The sequence below is a fragment of the Flavobacteriales bacterium genome (assembly GCA_019694795.1).
GTDB lineage: Bacteria > Bacteroidota > Bacteroidia > Flavobacteriales_D > UBA2798 > UBA2798.
The window spans coordinates 22,559-43,056 of record JAIBBF010000009.1 but is presented as its reverse complement, the minus strand read 5'-3'; the positions used below and the strand labels follow the sequence as shown (position 1 = coordinate 43,056).

General features: G+C 41.5%; 16 protein-coding genes. 9 read left to right on the top strand and 7 right to left on the bottom strand.

The genetic code is table 11. The features are described 5' to 3' along the window. Positions 1–14: 14 nt before the first annotated feature. The 8 genes from K1X56_04920 to K1X56_04885 all read left to right on the top strand — a co-directional run bounded on the left by K1X56_04920 (position 15) and on the right by K1X56_04885 (position 12,121). On the top strand, positions 15–3,542 hold the full coding sequence (locus K1X56_04920; protein MBX7094041.1) for a DUF2723 domain-containing protein: 3,528 nt from the start codon (positions 15–17) through the stop codon (positions 3,540–3,542). Continuing rightward, positions 3,539–4,165 (top strand): polysaccharide deacetylase family protein, encoded by a 627-nt coding sequence (locus K1X56_04915; protein ID MBX7094040.1) that lies wholly within the window; start codon positions 3,539–3,541, stop codon positions 4,163–4,165. The genes K1X56_04920 and K1X56_04915 overlap by 4 nt, the downstream gene beginning before the upstream one ends. A gap of 137 nt (positions 4,166–4,302) precedes the next feature. Then, a complete protein-coding gene (locus K1X56_04910) occupies positions 4,303–4,860 on the top strand; it encodes a LysE family translocator (GenBank protein ID MBX7094039.1) in 558 nt (185 codons plus the stop codon). A gap of 128 nt (positions 4,861–4,988) precedes the next feature. Then, the gene (locus tag K1X56_04905; GenBank protein MBX7094038.1) at positions 4,989–6,680 is read left to right on the top strand and encodes a hypothetical protein; all 1,692 of its coding nucleotides are present in this window, start codon (positions 4,989–4,991) and stop codon (positions 6,678–6,680) included. Between the two features lie 117 nt (positions 6,681–6,797). Continuing rightward, positions 6,798–7,265: a ribosome assembly cofactor RimP gene (rimP, locus tag K1X56_04900; protein MBX7094037.1), complete on the top strand. Its 468-nt coding sequence runs from the start codon at positions 6,798–6,800 to the stop codon at positions 7,263–7,265. A 6-nt stretch (positions 7,266–7,271) separates the two neighbouring features. Beyond that, on the top strand, positions 7,272–8,507 hold the full coding sequence (gene nusA / locus K1X56_04895) for a transcription termination factor NusA (protein ID MBX7094036.1): 1,236 nt from the start codon (positions 7,272–7,274) through the stop codon (positions 8,505–8,507). Between the two features lie 51 nt (positions 8,508–8,558). Next, positions 8,559–11,312 (top strand): translation initiation factor IF-2, encoded by a 2,754-nt coding sequence (gene infB, locus K1X56_04890; protein ID MBX7094035.1) that lies wholly within the window; start codon positions 8,559–8,561, stop codon positions 11,310–11,312. An 86-nt stretch (positions 11,313–11,398) separates the two neighbouring features. Beyond that, complete coding sequence (locus K1X56_04885) at positions 11,399–12,121, top strand: hypothetical protein (protein ID MBX7094034.1); 723 nt, start codon at positions 11,399–11,401, stop codon at positions 12,119–12,121. Here K1X56_04885 and K1X56_04880 read toward each other — a convergent pair. The 4 genes from K1X56_04880 to K1X56_04865 all read right to left on the bottom strand — a co-directional run bounded on the left by K1X56_04880 (position 12,111) and on the right by K1X56_04865 (position 14,712). Then, complete coding sequence (locus K1X56_04880) at positions 12,111–12,881, bottom strand: CHAD domain-containing protein (GenBank protein ID MBX7094033.1); 771 nt, start codon at positions 12,879–12,881, stop codon at positions 12,111–12,113. The two genes, K1X56_04885 and K1X56_04880, sit on opposite strands and share 11 nt — an antisense overlap. Positions 12,882–12,969: 88 nt before the next feature. Then, positions 12,970–13,440: a hypothetical protein gene (locus tag K1X56_04875; protein ID MBX7094032.1), complete on the bottom strand. Its 471-nt coding sequence runs from the start codon at positions 13,438–13,440 to the stop codon at positions 12,970–12,972. 1 nt (position 13,441) lies between these two features. After that, positions 13,442–14,437: a DUF4349 domain-containing protein gene (locus K1X56_04870; protein ID MBX7094031.1), complete on the bottom strand. Its 996-nt coding sequence runs from the start codon at positions 14,435–14,437 to the stop codon at positions 13,442–13,444. A gap of 11 nt (positions 14,438–14,448) precedes the next feature. Next, entirely contained in the window at positions 14,449–14,712 is a 264-nt protein-coding gene (locus K1X56_04865; GenBank protein MBX7094030.1) for a hypothetical protein, read from the bottom strand. A 52-nt stretch (positions 14,713–14,764) separates the two neighbouring features. On the opposite strand from K1X56_04865, the gene K1X56_04860 reads away from it, so the two are divergent. Further along, positions 14,765–15,214, top strand: coding sequence for a TM2 domain-containing protein (locus tag K1X56_04860; GenBank protein MBX7094029.1), 450 nt, complete (start codon positions 14,765–14,767; stop codon positions 15,212–15,214). A gap of 82 nt (positions 15,215–15,296) precedes the next feature. Here K1X56_04860 and K1X56_04855 read toward each other — a convergent pair whose 3' ends face one another. Genes K1X56_04855 through glmS form a run of 3 tightly spaced genes read right to left on the bottom strand, consistent with a single transcriptional unit; the run spans position 15,297 to position 20,498 of the window. Further along, positions 15,297–17,864, bottom strand: a complete 2,568-nt coding sequence (locus tag K1X56_04855) for a DUF2341 domain-containing protein (protein MBX7094028.1) — start codon at positions 17,862–17,864, stop codon at positions 15,297–15,299. Between the two features lie 57 nt (positions 17,865–17,921). Then, positions 17,922–18,653, bottom strand: a complete 732-nt coding sequence (locus K1X56_04850) for a class I SAM-dependent methyltransferase (GenBank protein ID MBX7094027.1) — start codon at positions 18,651–18,653, stop codon at positions 17,922–17,924. Beyond that, positions 18,654–20,498, bottom strand: coding sequence for a glutamine--fructose-6-phosphate transaminase (isomerizing) (gene glmS / locus K1X56_04845; protein ID MBX7094026.1), 1,845 nt, complete (start codon positions 20,496–20,498; stop codon positions 18,654–18,656).

The window sequence follows — 20,498 nt, the reverse complement described above, 5'->3', positions numbered from 1 at the left end:
TATCATTCGAAACGATGAATTATAAACTATTGAACAACGTTACAGGCTGGCTGGTTTTTGCCATTTCCACCTGGGTTTATTTCGCAACCATGGAAGAGACGGTGAGTCTCTGGGACTGCGGAGAGTACATTTCAACTGCAAACGGATTACAGGTGGGTCACCCTCCGGGAGCTCCTTTGTTTAATATGATCGGGCGTTTGTTCTCGGCCTTTTCTGAACCGCATGAAGTGGCAGCGGCCATTAACCGCATGTCGGCTTTGTCCTCTTCATTCTCCATTTTGTTTTTGTTCTGGACCATCACCCATATCGCCAGAAAATTAGCCACCCGTAATGGTGAACCTTTAAATGATTCGAAAATCATTGCCATAATCGGTAGTGGATTTGTGGGTTCGCTGGCTTACACCTTTTCCGATTCATTCTGGTTTTCGGCTGTTGAAGGTGAGGTTTATGCGATGTCGAGCTTCTTTACCGCCGTGGTTGTATGGGCGATTTATAAATGGGATGAAGTGGCCGACGAAGCCGGATCGGATCGCTGGATTGTATTCATCATGTTCCTGATCGGTTTGTCGGTGGGAGTTCACTTACTGAACTTACTTGCTATCCCGGCAATGGGCTTTGTATATTATTTCCGTCGCTATACCTATTCCAATAAAGGATTTATTATGGCCGGAGTTATTTCCATTGTTATACTTGGCGTAATTCAGGCACTGATCATTCCGGGAATGGTAAGTATGCCTGCCTTTTTCGAGCGTGTGTTTTCCAATTCAGGAATGCCTTTCAATTTCGGTGCATGGTTTTTCTTCCTGGTGCTGATCGGATTATTGGTTTGGGGAATCATGTATTCGCATAAGCATAGCAAATACATTTTAAATCTTGCATTAAATTCATTTGCAGTGGTGGTTATTGGTTATTCCTGTTTCGGAATGATCATCATTCGTTCACAAGCCAACACCCCTATCGATGAAAATAATCCGGAGAACTTCGTAACGCTGCTTTCTTATCTTAATCGTGAGCAGTACGGATCATGGCCTATTCTTAGCGGACCATACTGGAATTCCGAAATCAAGAAATCGGTAGATGGTAATCCCATTTTTATGCGCGGTTTTGCGGTTAAACGCGGCGACCGTTTAATTAAAGGTTTCCGTACAGAAGAAGAAGCAAATCGTTATATCGCTAAAAAAGGACTCACCGGAGTAAAGGTGAATGAGGAATACTTTATTGCGGATGACCGTAAAGGAACAGAATATGTTTATGAGCAGACTACTTTCCTGCCACGTATGTTCAGCCGCGATCCCCGTCACATTGCCGGTTATAAAAACTGGTCGGGTTACGATGGAAAAGGCCGGGTAAAAGTGACCAATGCCAGAGGAGAGGTGGAAGGATTACCAACTTTTGGAAACAACCTTACCTACATGCTGGAATACCAAATGGGATGGATGTACTGGAGATACTTCATGTGGAACTTCTCGGGTCGACAAAACGATGAGCAGGGTTACGACGGAACACCATTGGAAGGCAACTGGATTTCGGGAGTAAATTTTGTGGATAATGAACTGATCGGAAATCAGGAAAATCTTCCTGCGCATATGAAAGCGAATAAATCCTATAATCGTTTTTATATGTTGCCATTGATACTCGGATTAATCGGGTTCTTCTGGCAAATGCTGCGTGATCCGAAAAACTGGTTTGTGGTATTCCTTCTCTTTTTCTTCACCGGAATAGCCATTATTTTATACCTCAATCCGAAACCATACGAACCACGTGAACGTGACTATGCCTATGCCGGTTCATTCTATGCATTCGCTATTTGGGTTGGATTAGCAGTATATGCTTTGTTCGACATGGCGAAGAATTTAAAACTGCGCGAATTCGCTTATTTCGTTGGCGGTGTTTTTGCGCTTTCAGGAATAATTTATGTGATGGAAGGTTCCGAAGGACACGCTTTCTCGCATGTAATGTTGTACATCGCCTTAGTTTCTTTTGCCATGATCGCTGTGATTTTTGCAGTTGGCATGTTCTTAAAGCAAGATCGGGTTACTGCAACACTGGCTACCATTATTTGTATTCCCGCTCCATATCTGATGGGCGCAGAAGGTTGGGATGATCACGATCGTTCAAACAGAACGGCGGCATTGGATTTAGCATGGAATTATTTACAAACCTGCGAGCCGAACGCTATTCTCTTCACCCATGGTGATAATGATACCTTCCCGCTTTGGTATGCACAGGAAGTGGAAGGTATCCGTCGCGATGTACGTGTAGTTAACCTTTCTTTATTGGGGACCGACTGGTACATCGATCAAATGATACGTAAAGCCTACGAAAGTGAACCGGTGCCATTTACCATTACGGAAGATATTTATCGTCAGGGCGGCGCCATCGATCAGGTATTTATCAATTCCGGATCACAAAAATGGGAAGACCTTACCTTCGCTATGGATTCACTGGCAAATGATGATAACCATATGCCGTATGAAGGAAGAACCTTTGGTATGATGAATACCAATAAACTGTATATGGTGATCGATAAAAATAAAATCAAAGAGAACCATGTAGTGCGTGATGAGGATATGAATAATGTGGTGGATACCATCAAATTCGTTGTCCCTAAAGGATACATGTTTAAGAATGATGTAATGATTCTTGATCTCCTTGCACATTTCGATTGGAAGCGTCCGGTTTATTTCGCCGGTACAGCCGATGCGGAAACGTATCTTGGTCTCGGCGATTATTTCCTTTTAAAAGGACTCAACTACAAATTTGTTCCACTCTACAATCCAAATCCTTCCCGTCAGGAATTTGGTAAAGTTGATACCGATACCATGTATCATATGTTTATGGATGTATATCGTTGGGGGAATATGAATGGAAAAGGGGTTTATGTGGATTATTACACGCGTCGCCTTACCAACAATTACCGCCTGCAATTCCTGAATCTTGCCGAAGCCTTGGTGAATGAAGGACGTGAAGCAGACCAAAAACGATTGTATTATGAAAACATGGTTCGCATCACCGAAGATTCACTGAACCGCGGAGGTGGCGAGGCGATGGAAAAACGATTGGCTAATCTTAAGGTGCAATTGGATAAAAACAAAAACCTGAAGGCAGAAAAATACGATAAAGCGAAAAAGGTATTGAATAAAGCCTTTGAAGTAATGCCGGAAGAAAATGTTCCGCTCGACCGTATCGTTCCTTCGTATGTTCCGCTTTGTTATGAAGTGGGCGACGACACCCTGGGGAATCGTCTGGTTGAATCGCTGGTTAAAATGCACGATGAAAACCTCACGTATTATTTCAATGCCGGTGAGCGTTTCTCCATTAACATGATGGATGATATTTCATTGTCCCGTCGTATTTTGATGATGATGTATGGAATTACCACCCAATCGTATAAAAAACCTGAAGTGGCAGCAAAAGTAGAAGCTGTACTTCAACGCCAGGATGCGGCATTCTATTCCTGGATGAATGCAATTATTAAGTACGATAGTAAAATCGGAGGAATGAAACTGTATCAGACATTCCCCGAGGTATTCGAAAAATAAAAACGAAGCAACTGTATACAGCTAAAACACCGTATATCGTAAAAGCATTGTATCACGACCTTGAATGGAAAAAAACCGTTCAGGGTCGTGATCTTTTTATCACCTTCGATGATGGTCCCATACCGGAAATCACTCCTGAAGTTCTCCGTATTTTAAAAAGCTATGAGGCCAAAGCCACTTTTTTTTGCATTGGAGATAATGTACAAAAACACCCCGCTATTTTTGAAGCCGTAAAGAAGGATGGTCATGCCATCGGTAATCATACCTTTAACCATCTTAACGGATGGAAAACCAATGATTTTTCTTATTTCAGAAATGCACAGAAATGCCAGCAATTGGTTCAAAGCGAATTGTTCCGTCCGCCTTATGGTAAAATCACCTTCTCTCAGGCAAGAGCTTTAAAAAAACGCTATCGCATCATCATGTGGGACGTGCTCAGTGCCGATTTCGATACGAGTATTTCCTATGAAAAATGTTACCGGAATGTGGTGGACCACGCCGTTCCCGGTTCCATTATTGTATTTCACGATAGTCTAAAAGCGGCTGACCGTATGCTCTATGCCTTGCCCAGGGTGTTGGATTATTTTTCAAAGCAGAATTACGCATTTAAGAGCCTGGTCTGAGCAGAATCAGCTTTGAAATCAACGATTGTTTTTATCTTTAGCCCCTCACTACCTGTAAATTGTTAGAAGCAGTATTTGAAGGATTGTTTTTTGGTTTCGTGCTAAGTTTTATGCTTGGCCCGAGCTTCTTTTTGATCTTGGAGACCAGCATCAAAGAGGGAATCCGGGCTGCTTTATTGTTGGATTTCGGAGTTTTTTTAAGTGATGTGCTCTATATCTATATCGCGTTGCACTTCTTTAGTCAGCGCGACTCCATTATGGAGCACGAGCATTCCATTACCCTGGTTACGGGAATTCTGCTGGTGTTTTTCGGTCTTTATCAGTTTCTGGGAAAGAAAAAGAAAAAGGCCATGCATGAACCGCAACACTTAATCCGTACCCGAAGCAAAGATTTGCGTCTGTTTTTAAAAGGATTTCTGATTAACATAATCAACCCCACCATTCTATTGTATTGGTTCGGGATGATTTTCGTAGGCTTTTCTAAAAATGCCTTTACCGACAATGAAATGATTATGTTTCTCTGTGCAATTATGGCCTCGTTTTTCTCCATCGATGTATTAAAAATCATTGGTGCTCGTCAGTTAAAAAAAGTGGTTACGCCGGAATTTATGCATCACCTCAATCGCGCAATTGGTGTTATTCTTATGCTATTTGGGGCAGTAATGATGGTGAAAGGCATGAAACTCTTTGCCTGAGCGTAACCTTTTCCCTTTCGCATTCATATAAGAATACGTTGTTAAAATCTTATTCCACTTGAGGGTCGGCATCGCCCTTTAAAAACTGAAATTGCATGGCATTTGTATTAGCCCATCAAAATAAAAACATGAACAGATTATTTGCATTGCTGATGTTGTTTTTTCTGAGTGCACCACTTTTGGCGCAAACCGGAGAAGATGATCCGAAGAAGAAAAAAGGAGAAGTTGAAAAAACGTATTGGGACAAACAACGGAAAAAAATCCGCTCCATGGGGAAATACAAGGAGGACGGTTTTTCGGGTATTGGTCTGGAAGAAGGCGAATGGAAATATTGGTACGAAAATGGTCAACTCGAAGGGGTAATCAATTTTCATAATGGAAAGCTGGATGGATATCTGGTAAAATATTATGAGAACGGAAAAAAAATGCAGGAAGGCTGGTTTAAAATGGGCCTCCAGGATTCAGTTTCCAACTTCTGGTTTAATAACGGACAACTTCAGGAAACCGGCGCTTACCTGATGGGTAAGAAGGAAGGTGTTTGGAAATATTACAATGCATCCGGCAAACAATTACTCGAAGAAGAGCATCACAATGGTGTAGAAAAGGTGATTTCGTATTGGGATAAAAATGGTGAGCAAACCATTGTAAACGGCACAGGTAAAATGTATATCTACAGCACCGCCGGCTCGGTGAAAGAGGAATACAGCTATCGCGAAGGACTAAGAAACGGACCTTTTTACGAAAAGAATGCACTGGGTAGAGTGGTCACCAGTGGTGAACATTTAATGGGAAAGAAAACAGGGAAATGGACCTACAAAAATGCCAATGGAAAAATCAAGCGGATCTCCAATTACAACAATGATCTTTTGCACGGCAGTTATGTGGAGTATTTTGAAAACGACACCTTGAATGTGAAAGGCGAATACCGCGAAGGAAAAAAGACGGGTATTTGGTTGTGGCAATTCGAAAACGGGACGGTCGACATGAAAGGCGCCTTTGAAAACGACTTGCAGGAAGGCGAATGGTACTTCGGTTATAACAATGGAAAAATCAATTATAAAGGAAGCTTTACTGCCGGGCAACGCGAAGGCGAATGGATTTATTTTTACCCGGAAGGTCAAACCTACATGAAAGGCAGTTTTCATGCTGACCTGAAAGATGGGCAATGGACGACCTATTTTGAAAATGGCAATCGACTCAGTGAAGGAAATTTTTCGAAAGGTAAAGAGCATGGCGTATGGACCAGCTGGTACCAGGATGGCGGAACCAAAGACGAAGGAAGTTTCGATATGGGATCCATGTCGGGCGTTTGGAAAGGCTGGTTTCCCAACGGAAAATTAACCTATCAGGGATATTACACCCGGGGATTAAAATCGGGGAAATGGATTTATTATTTCTCCAACGGCAAAAAACGCGATGAGGGCGAGTACAAATTACTCAAGAAAACAGCAGTGCTTGAAAAAGGATCGCCTGCACCTCAGACTTACGAAGAAAGTGTTCGTCACGGTAAATGGATTTCTTACGATGAACGCGGCGAAAAAACCGCAGAAGGTAATTACACCGATGGGGTGATGGATGGTAAATGGTTGTTTTTTCAACCCGGCGAAATTCTGATTGCGCAAGAGATGAATTATAAAATGGGTGAACTGGATGGCGTAAGCATCAGTTATGATAAGAAAGGTCAGAAAATCAGCGAAATACACTATAAGCAAGGAGTGTTTAACGGGGAGTATAAAATCTGGGATTCCAAAGGAAAGTTGTCGAAACATCTCGTTTATAAGAACGGAAAGGTGATCAAGGATAAATTGCCTCAGAAATAATTTGCTGTTCAGTTAAAAAAGTTTGCTTTCAGCGCTTTTTCGTTATATATTTGCAGCATCAAATACGGATTAATGGCAGAGGGGACAGCGTCCCCTCTTTTATTTCAAAACCCTGACATGATCAACGAAGCATTGGTAAAGCAACTGGCAGAAGAGGCCATTCAAGGAAGCAGTTATTTCCTGGTGGAAGTCGCTGTAAATCCGGGAGCTAAAATCAATATTGAGCTGGATAGTCCAAATGGAATCACCATTGAGGAGGTCCGCAAGATCAGCAGGCAGGTGGAATCCGGATTGGATCGCGACAAGGAGGATTTTGAATTAACTGTTTCTTCACCGGGACTTGAAAAGCCTTTCAGAGTATTTCCGCAGTACCTGAAAAATGTTGGTCGGAAAGTATCGGTTGAGTTAATCGACGGGAAAAAACTTGAAGGTCAATTATTGGGCGCAACCGAAGTTGAAATTGAAGTTGAAACCAAAGGGAAGGAAAAAGTAGAAGGCAAAAAATCCAAACAGGAAGTGATCCGCAAGCATGCAATAAAAATGAGCGATATAAAACAAACTAAAGTTCTTATTTCATTTAAATGACAAACTATGAATAGTTTGAATCTAATCGAATCCTTTTCGGAGTTTAAGGAATTCAAAAACATCGACAGAGTGACCATGATGAGCATTCTTGAAGATGTATTTCGCGGAATGCTGAAGAAAAAGTATGGCACCGACGACCATATCGATATCATCCTGAACGTTGAGAAGGGTGACCTCGAGATCTGGATGAACCGTGAAATTGTTCGCGATGAAGAGCTGGAAGATGCTTCCACTCAAATTGCATACAGCGATGCGGTGAAAATCGAACCGGATTTCGAAATCGGTGAAGAGGTTTCAGAAAAAATTGAAATCGATGATTTCGGACGCAGAAATATTCTTGCGCTTCGTCAGAATCTGATTTCACGCGTTCTTGAACTTGAGAAAGACAATGTTTACAAGAAGTATAAAGAACGTATCGGTGAAATTATGACCGGTGAAGTTTATCAGATCTGGAAAAAAGAAATTCTTGTTCTTGATGATGAAGGAAATGAATTGATACTTCCTAAAAGTGAACAGATTCCTACAGACTTCTTCAAAAAGGGCGATTCACTTCGTGCAGTGGTTTACAAAGTGGATTTACGTAACGGAAGTCCTGTTGTAATTCTTTCGCGTACATCTCCTGTATTCCTTGAGCGCTTGTTTGAACTTGAAGTACCTGAAGTATTCGACGGTTTAATTACCATTAAGAAAATTGTTCGCGAACCAGGTGAGCGTGCAAAAGTGGCAGTTGAGTCGTATGACGATCGTATTGATCCGGTTGGTGCTTGTGTGGGTATGAAAGGATCGCGTATTCACGGAATTGTTCGTGAGTTGCGCAACGAGAATATCGATGTAATCAATTACACTAACAATAATCAATTACTCATCACCCGTGCACTTTCTCCCGCTAAGGTTACTTCAATTAATCTCGACGATGAAAATAAACGCGCTGAGGTTTATCTGAAGCCGGATCAGGTATCGCTCGCTATTGGTAAGGGCGGACACAACATCAAACTTGCAAGCAAATTAACCGGCTACGAAATTGATGTGTACCGCGAAGGAGCAGAAGATGTGGATGACGTTGATCTGGATGAATTCAGCGACGAAATCGATGCATGGATTCTGGATGAACTTAAAGCAATCGGATGTGATACTGCACGCTCAGTGTTGGAATTAAATCCGGATGATTTAGTAAAACGTACCGATCTGGAAGAAGAAACAGTGAAGGAAGTTATCCGCATTTTAAAAGCTGAATTTGAATAATACCCAAGACTACGGTCTTAAAGAATAAAACTTAATTACGGAAAGAAACACATGTCCGAAGCCAAAGCCATACGTCTGAACAAGGTCGCACGCGAATTAAACGTGGGATTGTCGACGATTGTAGAATTTCTGAACAAGAAAGGCTACACCGTTGAGAACAATCCAAACGCAAAAATCGACGATGAGATCTACAATGTGCTGTTGGGCGAATTCCAGACAGAGAAATCTGAAAAAGAAAAATCGCGCAAAGTGACATCCAGCAGTCGCGAAAAACGAGAAACCGTTACCATTGCTGATGTTAAGCGTCCTGTAGATGAGCCTGAAGCAGAGACGGAGGAAATCATGATTAAAAATGTTTCCGGATCACCAGAACCGGAAATAGTGAAGCCTAAAGTAGAAACTGATATGAAAGTTTCTGTTGTAGGAAAAATCGATTTATCTACCGTTGGCAAAAAGAAAAAAACAGAAAAACCTGTTAAAGCTGCCGAAGAAAAACCGATTCAGGAAGAAGTAAAACCAGAGAAGAAAGTTGCTGCTAAAACACCTAAAAAGGAAGAACCTGCAGAAGAGGTTAAAGCTCCTGTAGAGGAAGTGGTAACACCAGTTGTGGTTGAAGAAAAACCGGTTGAAGAAGTAAAAGTTGAAACGCCTCCGGCAGAAGATAAACCGGCAGAGATTGAAACCATCCGTGCGGAAGTAAATAAACTTACCGGACCAAAAATTCTCGGAAAAATTGTTTTACCGGTTGCCAAAGAAAGTTCAAATTCTTCCAATCAAAATGCTGAATCGCGTAAGAAACGCAAACGCATTAAGAAGGTAAATATTGATCAGGCGGCCAAACAACAATCGAATCAGCAAAACAAACAAAAGCGCCAGGAGCGTGTTGCCAAACCTGAAGTTTCTGAAGAAGATATTCAAAAAGAAATCAAGGAAACACTTGCCCGCTTAAGTAGCCAGGGTGGTAAATCCAAAGCTTCCAAAATTCGTCGCGAGAAACGTGAAATCCGTTCTCAATTGCGCGAGGAAGAAATGATTCGTCAGGCAGAAGAAGATAAAATTCTTAAGCTGACCGAATTCGTTACCGTTTCGGATTTGGCGAAGATGATGAATGTTACACCAACGCAAATTATTTCTGCGTGTATGACACTCGGAATTTTTGCTTCGATTAACCAGCGACTTGATGCAGAAACCATTGCTATTATCGCAGAGGAATTCGGTTATCAGGTACAATTTGTAACTGCGGATATTCAGGAATCCATCGATGAAGATAATGATGATGATGCCGATCAAATGGCTTCTCGTCCTCCAATTGTTACTGTAATGGGTCACGTTGACCACGGTAAAACTTCATTGCTCGATTACATCCGTAAAGCCAATGTAATCGCCGGTGAAGCGGGTGGAATTACCCAGCACATCGGAGCTTATTCGGTGCAATTGGATAATGGTAAAAAAATCACCTTCCTCGATACTCCGGGTCACGAAGCCTTTACGGCCATGCGTGCTCGTGGTGCTAAGGTGACCGATATTGCTATTATCGTAATCGCGGCCGACGACTCTGTGATGCCGCAAACCAAAGAAGCTATTGCGCATGCTCAGGCTGCGGGTGTACCCATGATTTTTGCATTCAACAAAATTGATAAGCCCGAAGCTAAGCCCGATAAATTAAGAGAAGACCTTGCTAATATGGACCTCCTTGTTGAAGAATGGGGCGGTAAATACCAAAGCCAGGAAATTTCTGCGAAAAAAGGATTAGGTGTAAAAGAATTACTTGAAAAAGTATTGCTCGAAGCAGAAATGCTCGAATTAAAAGCTAATCCTGATCGCTTAGCAAAAGGAACAGTAATCGAATCCATGCTCGATAAGGGACGTGGATATATATCTACCATCCTCGTATCTACAGGTACATTGCGTATTGGAGATGTGTTGCTTGCCGGTCCATTTAGCGGACGCGTAAAAGCGATGTTCAACGAACGTGGTGTTGCCATTAAAGAGGCAGGTCCTTCTACTCCGGTTTCCATTCTCGGATTAGATGGTGCACCGAATGCCGGTGATATATTTAATGTGATGGACGATGAACGCGAAGCGCGAAATATCGCTACACGTCGTCAGCAACTCATTCGCGAACAGGGAATGCGTACGCATAAACATATTACGCTGGATGAAATTGGTCGCCGTCTTGCGATTGGTGACTTTAAAGAGCTTAACATCATTATTAAAGGTGACGTGGATGGATCTGTTGAGGCATTATCCGACTCTTTATTAAAATTATCTACCGACCGTATTCAGGTGAAAATTGTACACAAAGGTGTAGGAGCTATTTCAGAAAGCGATGTATTGCTGGCTTCAGCTTCCAATGCGATTATCATCGGATTCCAGGTACGTCCTTCAGCTTCGGCACGTCGCTTAGCAGAAACGGAAGAAATTGATATCCGTCTTTACTCCATCATCTACAAAGCCATCGAAGAGGTTAAAGATGCTATGGAAGGAATGTTATCGCCCGAGAAGCAGGAAAAAATTATCGGTACAGCAGAAATTCGTCAGGTGTTCCGCATTTCCAAAGTGGGATCGGTTGCCGGTACTTACGTGCAGGACGGAAAAATTACAAGAAACTCCAAAGTCCGAATTATTCGCGATGGCATCGTAATTCACGACGGATCCTTAAATCAGTTAAAACGCTTTAAGGACGATGTGAAAGAAGTAGCGAGTGGGTATGAGTGTGGATTGAGTCTTCATAATTTTAATGATATCAACGAAGGAGATATTGTTGAAGCCTACGAAGAAGTGGAAGTAAAAAGTAAGTTGTAATACAACCATAAAAGAAGAGGCCGGTTTATCCGGCCTTTTTTTTGTTTACTATTTTTTGGCAATGGAATTCCGTAAATTGTAGCATAATGCGCTACCTGCTTTTCATACTGTTTATTCTAAGCGTACACCGGCAATCTAAGGCAGCGGCAGATTCACTTATTCTTTCGCGTGAGGCATGGACGGAAAGTTTACAAAGTGATTTAGCTACTTATCTCAAAAAAAAGCAGGTCCGCAAGATTGCTCATTGTGTTTCTCATTTCACTGAGTTAGCAATGGAATACATGAAAAAATTTGCACTTCGCGGTGAAGTTTTTTTGGAATCTCCTGATACATTAATCGTGCATCAGGTTCCAAAAAGTTACGATGATTTAAAAACAAAGGAAGAAAAAGAGGAGTTTTTGTGCGGAAAAATTCTGGATGAACCTGAATCTTCCTTTTTACTGTATGATGAACTCGCGCGCTTATATATGCGTGAATTTGTTGGGGTAAATTTTTACGCGGACAGCCTTCCTTCGGATTGCGAAAGCTTTTTGTATTTAAAACTGCATTGCTACCATATTTTACAAAAGTCATTTCCAAACAATGCAACGTTTCATTTTATGATTGGCAGATGGCATTATAATTACGCCGTTTTTCTGATCAATTCCATTGAGGAAGGCAGCAACGAGGATAAGGTTTCAGAAATTACTGCTACTGCCGCCAATGAAATTCAACTGGCAGTTCCCTGGATTAAAAAGTCGGCCCAACTGTATGAAGGATTTCGTCCGCTCTACGAAAAAGTAAAGAATGAATTCGGCATTAAAGAATAGCGTTCCGAATCATTTTGAGCAATGGAGTAATATGTTTGTTGTTTTTTCTTTCTAAGCTTGAAATGAAACGTCCTTGAATGGCTTCGCCGGATTTTTTGTTTTTCCATTTCTTCATCTTCATCACCAGTAAATCCATATCATGCCATTCTCCGATGAACTGTTCGGTATCATGAATTTTCTTGAGTGATTTATCATCATTTTTCCATTCGAGCAGACCCTTAATGGTTTTTAAATGCTTTCTTATTTCATGAAGGTTTTTAGGTTTTCGTCCCGACCTCAACGCTTTTTTAATTTTACTTTTTTCATTCCTGATTAGGCGGGTTGCGTTTTGATCAAGAAGCGTTGAGCTCCTGTTTTTTTGCGTTTGGTTAAACTCTTTAGATACTTGTTGAAAGGCGTCGAACGGAAAGTGGCGTAGTGCCGATTTCATTTCTTTTTTCCTTTTTGTTTTTTTGTGGCGAATCAACTTTTCTACTACGCGGGCTTGTTGCGATTTCTCCTTTTTAAGTAAGGCTTCGAAAATCTGCAGATCTCGATATTTTCCTGTGGGGATGTACACCAGGTCGATATAAGACAGGTATTTGCCTAAACTACTTTTTCGACTCTTTGTACCCTCAACCAATGCCAATAAGCTTCTGGTTTTTTTAATTGTAACGCGAAGTTTATGTACGGCTTCCTTCTTGCCGGAAGTAGATTTCCGGATGCATTTAGAGATTTTATCTCCCTGTTCCGCCCAATCAATTGTAGTCCCCTTAGCCATATTTTATTTTTACGGCAATATCAGGGAATAGTTTGTTTTTTGGCCGAATGAATTAACCCTAATTAAACAATAGCACTATTTGAGGAGATTAAAAATTGTAATCCTTCTCGTTTTTTATTGCTCCCCCCAGATGAAGGGTGTCGGATCGCCATTCTTCTAATTCGAGAATCTGATCTTCGATAGGGTCGTAATAACGGATCGTTTTTTCGGCGGGGTAATAAAAAAAATGAAAATGATTCACCAACACATCACCGTTGTCCTCAGAAACTTCTACCCAGTAATGATCTTCACCATCGGTGGGACGCATAGCGATATAACTAATCAACTGGTGTTCACCTTTGGTGATGCTGTCTACCACTTCCCGGCGCTTTTTTACTTCGGGCAGCTGGTCGATTTGATCCAGAATTTCTGCTTCCAGTGCGTTTTGTTTTTCCTGAAGAATTTTACTGCTATCGCTTTCTTCGGTTTGCGGCTCTGAAGTCTCGCGATTGCCACAGGAAACACCCATAGCAATCGCGATAATCAGTATAAAGTTGGAAATTGATTTCTTCAAATTCATATTACGAATTTACTTTATTCTTCCGGAATTTTTTTCGGAGGAAATAGTAAAGCACGATAATTAACAGAATGAAAAACCATCCTTTTGTTAGTTCAACCAATAATTCCTCCAACGCATACCATCCCGTTTTTAAGCTATCGCCCATTTTACTCCAGAACGAAGGTTCGTAGGCAGTCAGATTTTTTTCATTGGCCAGTACTACATCTTTAAAATTTTCGCGCTGGTAAATGGTGAGTGTAATGGTAGCATATTCTACCAAATCCAGTCTTCTTAAACGATCTACAAAAGCAGCATCACTTTCTTCTTCTGCGCGGAGAATTGATTCTTCTGCATTGGTAACATCATTAAGTTTTTTACCATTGTCCTCAATGTTCGAACTCATGCGCGTTTTAAATTTTTCATTTCTTTTTCGCAGGAGATCTTTTTCCAATAATTCATAACGGATATCCTCTGCATCCAAAACACGATAGTCCAGATGCTCCACTTCGCTAGCGATGGCTTTCAGTAAAGAATCTGTTTTGCGGGCGGGGACACGTAAGGTCACAACGTTTTCGGTGACGTAATGCGTGCGCTCCAGAATTGAATCGTTAGAGATCCGGATCACTTCTGTTTTCTGGATGGTAGAGTGTAAATCGGAATGTTGAACATAACCGTTTAAGTGTTCTGTAACTTCTTCAATACGGTAACTGGAGCGGATAACATCCTTAACACGGAAACGGATATCGGCAGTGCGGATGAATTTGCGCAAACTATCATTCATTCCAAAACGCATGGTACTGCCGGATAAAATTTGTTGCTGCAAATACTCATCCTTTTGGGCATCAAATTCTTGTTCTGTTGCTGCAGGAGAAGATTCTTCCATTGGCATGGCGGCGCCTTCGGATTTTGCATATTCTGTGCTTGGACTATCGTCGGAATAGGATCGGTTGTCCATTCCGTTACCGCATGAGAGGGTCAGGACCGCGATCAATGTCGCCGTCAATAATGTGCTTTTCATGAAATTCAGTTTTAGTGGTTCGGAATACTGTCGGTTGCCGTAGAACTATTTGCTATGCTGTCGTTATAAGCATTTTGAGATTCTTCATATGCTTTATAATCTTCTTCAAGTTTGTTTAATCCATTAGGGGCAACTACTTTATCGTCCCTCTCCTTGTCTTTCTTTAACTGTTCGTCGCTCGGACCGGTAAACATGGTGTAGAAATAACGGTATCCAAGAAATCCGACCAGCAGTGTAATCAGAGCAATAGCGATGTATTTTACGGCTTTTTTCATAACCTGAATTTTGAATCAAGGTATTGAAATTTTTGATTTGTATTTTTGCTTTATGAGAACAATTGCCGGATCCTGCATGGTATACCGAATTACAACATCGGTATGGTTCGTTCTCATGATATTGTTATCGTCTTTATTTCCATCATCACTTCGTGCACAAGCGACGGACTCGGTACTGATTCACCATTCTGCTGTACACGCAGAATTACTGGAGGTTCAGGACTCGCTTTATTTTTTTGACGTGCCACAGGAGAATTCGGTGAAGCAAAAGAAAGAACATCCTCGTCTGGTTGCCGCATTGCTTTGCGTAACCCTTGGACCATTCGGTGCGCACCGTCTTTATTTAGGAACAAAACCGGGTGTACCGGTTGCCTATACGCTTACACTTGGTGGCGGAATGGGTGTTCTTCCTGTAATTGATTTAATGCTGATCTGTTTTTCAAAAGATTTAAGTCCTTATCGAAACAATCCGCATGTGTTTATGTGGAACACGAAAGAATAAAGAAAGAACGATTCGTTATTCTTTAATACCAGAGAAAGGGAAAAGGTAACCTTTAAAAAAGGTTAAAATAAATACAGGATGTTTACTCGATAATTAAGCGCGCCGTTTTTAATTCTCCGGCACTCTCCAGTAAAATGAAATAATGTCCCTTAGCAAGAGATGTATTTAACGGCAGAGATGTAAATCCAGCTTGCGCATTAAATGGAAAAGCATGAATGAGTCGACCCGTAACATCTACAATCTTAATTTCACCATTCAGATTGGATTTCGATTGTACCACTAAGGTTGCATTGGAAGATGATGCTGGATTAGGAAATACCTGAACAGATAATTCTTCCGAAGAACGTTGTACGGCTACAGGACCAAAATATTCCACGGCACCATTCATGTCGGTTTGCATTAAACGATAATAGGATATTCCGTTGAGTGGATTTGTATCGGTAAAATGATAATTCAACAAGATGTTGCTGTGTCCTGCCGCAGGAATTAATCCGATATTTTCAAATTGAATTCCATCGGCTGAACGTTGTACAATAAAATGTGCACTGTTTTGTTCGCTGGCAGTTTGCCAAACGCATTCTACATTCGCACCATCAAATTGTGCATCAAAAAATAATAGTTCAACAGGCAATGGATTAACGCCGGCCGATTTGGAAGCAAAGGTCCAGGGACTAAATGCTGAGATCAATGAATTCGTTAAAACAGAACCTGTGCCACTTCCTGTGCAGGTAGAACCACCAACAGTAGTTGCTGCTTGTTCATCCCAGCTTGCACCATTCCAGCGCGCAATGGTTAAATCAGCGCAATTGGTAATACCCGAAACAGCGGCATCTTCCCAATACAACGCAACGTTTGCATCACCACTTCCGGATGTTCTGTTGATTTGCCAATATTCTACCTGACTTACGTTGTAGAGTGGACTATTAACTGGAGTCAGACTTGAATAGGGCGTATTAAAATATTCAACCGAGTAGGTGGAAGAACTGCTAATATTCGTGAGCGAAGCTCTTCTCCATTTGCTTCCTTTACCAACAGGAAAAATGAAGTTTGTGGTCCCTGTTTTTGTCATGGGTCCATCCACAAAACTTGTTGCCGATCCGGAACTGGAACTAGAGGATGAACCAAGATTTAGAATATTGGAACTGGTAGTATAAACAATACCACTCGTTAATGTTAATGCGCCACTAACGTTTACGGAATTATTTAATCGCACGGTTGGGGTGCCGCTATAGGTGTTGTTTACGGTTAAATTATTCAGGTTGTAGGTACCGCTACCCGATAAATATTGATCGAGAATTTCGTTATTGGTCGAGTTCAAAACAATGGTCCCGGTATTCCCGCTGATTGTACCGCAATTCAAAATATCAAACGAAACATTCAATGTATTTGCACCTTGTGATAAGGTAGCACCGGAATACACCCACAATCCTTTGATGGACTCTGTTCCATTCATGGTGGGTTGATTGCTTCCGTTGGTAATGATTACATCATCGAATGGTGCGGTGCTGGATGGTCGGCTATTGTTTAACCAATTAGCAGAGGCATTCCAATTGGTATTACTTCCGCCGGTCCATACTTTCGGTTCTGCGGAAATAGAATAAAAGGTGGTCGGTGAATTCTGATTGTTGTATTCAGTAAGCAGCCAATCGGCATTGAGTGCATTTTGCGAAACACGAATTTCATCCAGTCTTCCTCTGAAACGATTTGCTGTTTCTCCACCTGCTGTTTCTCCACCCACCGAAGATAATCCTGCATCTGTTCCCCAACTATTGGTATAGGTTCCGGAGGCGAGCAATACACCATTTACATAAATGTATTTTGTTTTAGTGCTGGCATCGTGCACCGCGGCAACGTGGTACCAGGTATTGTTGGCAATGGAATTACTGGGAATATCTAAACTAACCGGATTGGTAGACCGGGAATAAAAGCGGAGCCGGCCTGTTCCGGGATCTCCAAGACTTAATGCATATCCTCCTGTATTGTTTCTGTCGTCGCAAAAAACGCGCTGACCGGCAGTGTTATTCGCCGTGGTATAAATCCATCCGCTAATGGTAAAGCTTCCGGTAATATTGGGAAAGGATGAAGAAACATCCATGTATTGCGTTCCGGTCATTGCCCTGCCGTCGCCAATAAATGCGGGGGATTGATTGGTGGTGCTTTGGTTGGTCAGATTATAACCACTGGGCGATTGATCATTAAAATTATTATTCTGGAAATGATAAACGCTGTAATAGTTCGACCAGATGGATGTTGTGGAGGGGTCTGTTGTTACCGAAGAATTTCCGTAGTAGAGATAAATATAAGTGTTGACGGAGGTAGATAGTATTGGAACTTGTACCCAAGCGGTGTATTGACCAGAGGTGGATGTATAACTTTCCATTTGGTGGCTGAGTACCGTTATGCCATCGGCTGCGGTAAACATGATATCATAGCCATTGGTGTTTTCTACATGTCCGCCACTTCCTGTATGTTTCAAATCATTATCGGAAGTAATTTTTATTAAAGCATTAAAGTTGTTCAGGTCGCTCGGTCCAGAAACTTTGGTAGGATCAAAGGTGATGCGTTTACGGTATTTGTAGCTGCATACTGTTTGAGCATCCGTAAAAATGAAGGATGAGATTAGCAGAACGAGAAGAATGATCTGTTTCATTTTCTAAATATATAGCGACTAAGCGATATGAGTCAAGCGATTCAATGAATAAGTGACTTAATGCCCAAATTTTAACACATATTGATAAGGCAAGGTGGTAGTGTCCATTAATTCCGATTGAAAACCAGCTTCTTTCATTTCCTGTATTACGGTGTTAGGACCAATTTTCATTTCATTGGGAGGACCTTGCGGCAGATCACCTTTTTTAAAATCGATGATAAAGAGATGTCCCCCTTTTTTCAATCCTTTTTTCAGTGCAGAAAAATAGGTTTTACGGCGATCGATGTGATGATACACGTCCACCAGTATAACCACATCAGCTTCATTTTCCAGAATGGGGGGATTATTCATTTCAGCTTTGCGGAATTCCATGTTTTTTTTGCCCAGATTCAGGTTTTTGTCCTCCATGTATTCCAGAAAACGCTCATCTACATCTGCGGCGATTACTTTCTCTGCCTTCTCTGCAAAACGAAACGAATAATAACCCGTTCCCGCTCCGATGTCTAAAATGGTTTTTCCTTTTAAGTCGCCAAGGAGTTGAATTACCTCTTCCGGTTTTTGCCATTCATTGCGCGAAGGATTTTCGAAACGATCAACCAATTCTTCGAATTCACTTTCATTCATGTAAGCATTCGCATCCTGGTGGTGGTGGTGACCATGCTCTTCTGTTTTTTGGTGGGTGGAATCCGCCTGACGTTTTTCGTAGACTGGTGTTTCCTGGTTGGTGCAGGAAAAAAAGAAGGAGGAGATCAACACCCCTCCTGCTAATTGAACAATGAAATTTTTCATTTATTCTACAGTTACAGATTTTGCAAGATTTCGGGGTTGGTCCACATTGCATCCGCGCATCACGGCAATGTGATACGATAAAAGCTGAAGTGGAATTACTGCCAGTAAAGGAACCAGTACATCATCTGCATCGGGAATTTCAATGATGTGATCGGCGAGTCCTTTTACAACAGTATCACCTTTGGTGACAATAGCAATAATTTTTCCTTTACGAGCTTTTACTTCTTGAATGTTGCTGACTACTTTTTCATAAGAAGGACCCTGCGTTGCGATAACAAACACCGGCATTTCTTCATCGATTAATGCGATAGGTCCGTGCTTCATTTCTGCTGCAGGATATCCCTCGGCATGGATGTATGATATTTCTTTGAGTTTTAAGGCGCCTTCTAATGCAACAGGGAAGGAATTACCTCGGCCCAGATATAATGCGTTTTGAGCGTCTTTATAGATATCGGCAATGTATTTTATTTGTGCATTGGCTTGCAATACTTCTTCTACTTTTTCGGGAATGGAATCCATTTCTACCAATAAGCGATTGAAGCGCGATGCAGGAATTGTTCCGCGTTTTTTTCCGATCATCAATGCCATTAACGTAAGAACGGTAACCTGTGCAGTAAACGCTTTGGTAGAAGCCACACCGATTTCGGGTCCCGCATGCGTATACGAACCTGCATCGGTAGAGCGCGCGATGGTTGATCCAACCACATTACAAATACCAATGATGGTTGCACCTTTGGATTTTGCCAGTTGAATAGCAGCTAACGTATCAGCAGTTTCTCCAGACTGAGAAATAGCAATGATCACATCATTTTCATCTACAATCGGATTTCTGTAACGGAATTCAGAAGCGTATTCAACTTCAACAGGAATGCGGGCTAATTCTTCAAATAGATATTCGCCTACCAATCCTGCATGCCATGATGTGCCACAAGCGACCATAATGATGCGCTTGGCATTGCTCATTTTTTCTTCGAAATCTTTGATACCGCCTAATTGAACCCAGCCCTGTGTTGAGCTGATTCTTCCACGCATACAATCGCGAATGGAGCGCGGTTGTTCATAGATTTCTTTTAGCATGAAATGTTCAAAGCCACCTTTTTCCAATGCTTCAAGTTGCAACTCGAGCTCAGTGATGGAAGGACGTTTATCCTGATTTTTTATGTTTTTTAATTTCAAACCACTGTTACGATCCAGCACTGCAATTTCTTCGTCTTCGAGGTAAACTACGTTTTTAGTGTATTCTACAATTGGAGTAGCATCCGAAGCCAAAAAGAATTCACCTTCTTCACCAATTCCTATCACCAGTGGTGATGATTTTTTTGCTGCGATTAATTGATTGGGATTCGATTTATCAATTACAACAATGGCATATGCACCGTGTACTTCATTGAGGGCAATACGAACGGCTTCAAATAAATCTACTTTTTCTTTGCGTTTAATTTCTTCAATAAAATGAACCAACACTTCAGTATCGGTTTCCGATTTGAATTGGTGTCCGCGTTTTAAAAGTTCTTCTTTAATGATGGCGTAATTCTCAATAATTCCATTGTGAATTAAAGCCAATTCTCCATCACCGGAGGTGTGCGGATGTGCGTTTTCGTCGTTAGGTTGACCATGCGTTGCCCAGCGGGTGTGACCGATTCCGATATTACCGGTAATATCTTTTCCATTGCAAAAAGCTTCGAGGTCGGCAACTTTTCCTTTTTTCTTGTACACATTTACTTCGCCGTTTTCCAGCAATGCAATTCCTGCAGAATCATAACCTCTGTATTCGAGACGTTTTAATCCTTTTACAATAATCGGATATGCTTCTTTGGTTCCAATGTATCCTACAATTCCGCACAT

What these genes read in the sequence shown, in the direction of transcription:
- K1X56_04870 (MBX7094031.1), bottom strand. Translation starts at nt 14,437, where the DNA reads ATGAAAAGCACATTATTGACGGCGACATTGATCGCGGTCCTGACCCTC.
- K1X56_04885 (MBX7094034.1), top strand. Translation starts at nt 11,399, where the DNA reads ATGCGCTACCTGCTTTTCATACTGTTTATTCTAAGCGTACACCGGCAA.
- K1X56_04855 (MBX7094028.1), bottom strand. Translation starts at nt 17,864, where the DNA reads ATGAAACAGATCATTCTTCTCGTTCTGCTAATCTCATCCTTCATTTTT.
- K1X56_04875 (MBX7094032.1), bottom strand. Translation starts at nt 13,440, where the DNA reads ATGAATTTGAAGAAATCAATTTCCAACTTTATACTGATTATCGCGATT.
- nusA (MBX7094036.1), top strand. Translation starts at nt 7,272, where the DNA reads ATGAATAGTTTGAATCTAATCGAATCCTTTTCGGAGTTTAAGGAATTC.
- K1X56_04905 (MBX7094038.1), top strand. Translation starts at nt 4,989, where the DNA reads ATGAACAGATTATTTGCATTGCTGATGTTGTTTTTTCTGAGTGCACCA.
- rimP (MBX7094037.1), top strand. Translation starts at nt 6,798, where the DNA reads ATGATCAACGAAGCATTGGTAAAGCAACTGGCAGAAGAGGCCATTCAA.
- K1X56_04860 (MBX7094029.1), top strand. Translation starts at nt 14,765, where the DNA reads ATGAGAACAATTGCCGGATCCTGCATGGTATACCGAATTACAACATCG.
- K1X56_04865 (MBX7094030.1), bottom strand. Translation starts at nt 14,712, where the DNA reads ATGAAAAAAGCCGTAAAATACATCGCTATTGCTCTGATTACACTGCTG.
- K1X56_04920 (MBX7094041.1), top strand. Translation starts at nt 15, where the DNA reads ATGAATTATAAACTATTGAACAACGTTACAGGCTGGCTGGTTTTTGCC.
- infB (MBX7094035.1), top strand. Translation starts at nt 8,559, where the DNA reads ATGTCCGAAGCCAAAGCCATACGTCTGAACAAGGTCGCACGCGAATTA.
- K1X56_04850 (MBX7094027.1), bottom strand. Translation starts at nt 18,653, where the DNA reads ATGAAAAATTTCATTGTTCAATTAGCAGGAGGGGTGTTGATCTCCTCC.
- K1X56_04880 (MBX7094033.1), bottom strand. Translation starts at nt 12,881, where the DNA reads ATGGCTAAGGGGACTACAATTGATTGGGCGGAACAGGGAGATAAAATC.
- glmS (MBX7094026.1), bottom strand. Translation starts at nt 20,498, where the DNA reads ATGTGCGGAATTGTAGGATACATTGGAACCAAAGAAGCATATCCGATT.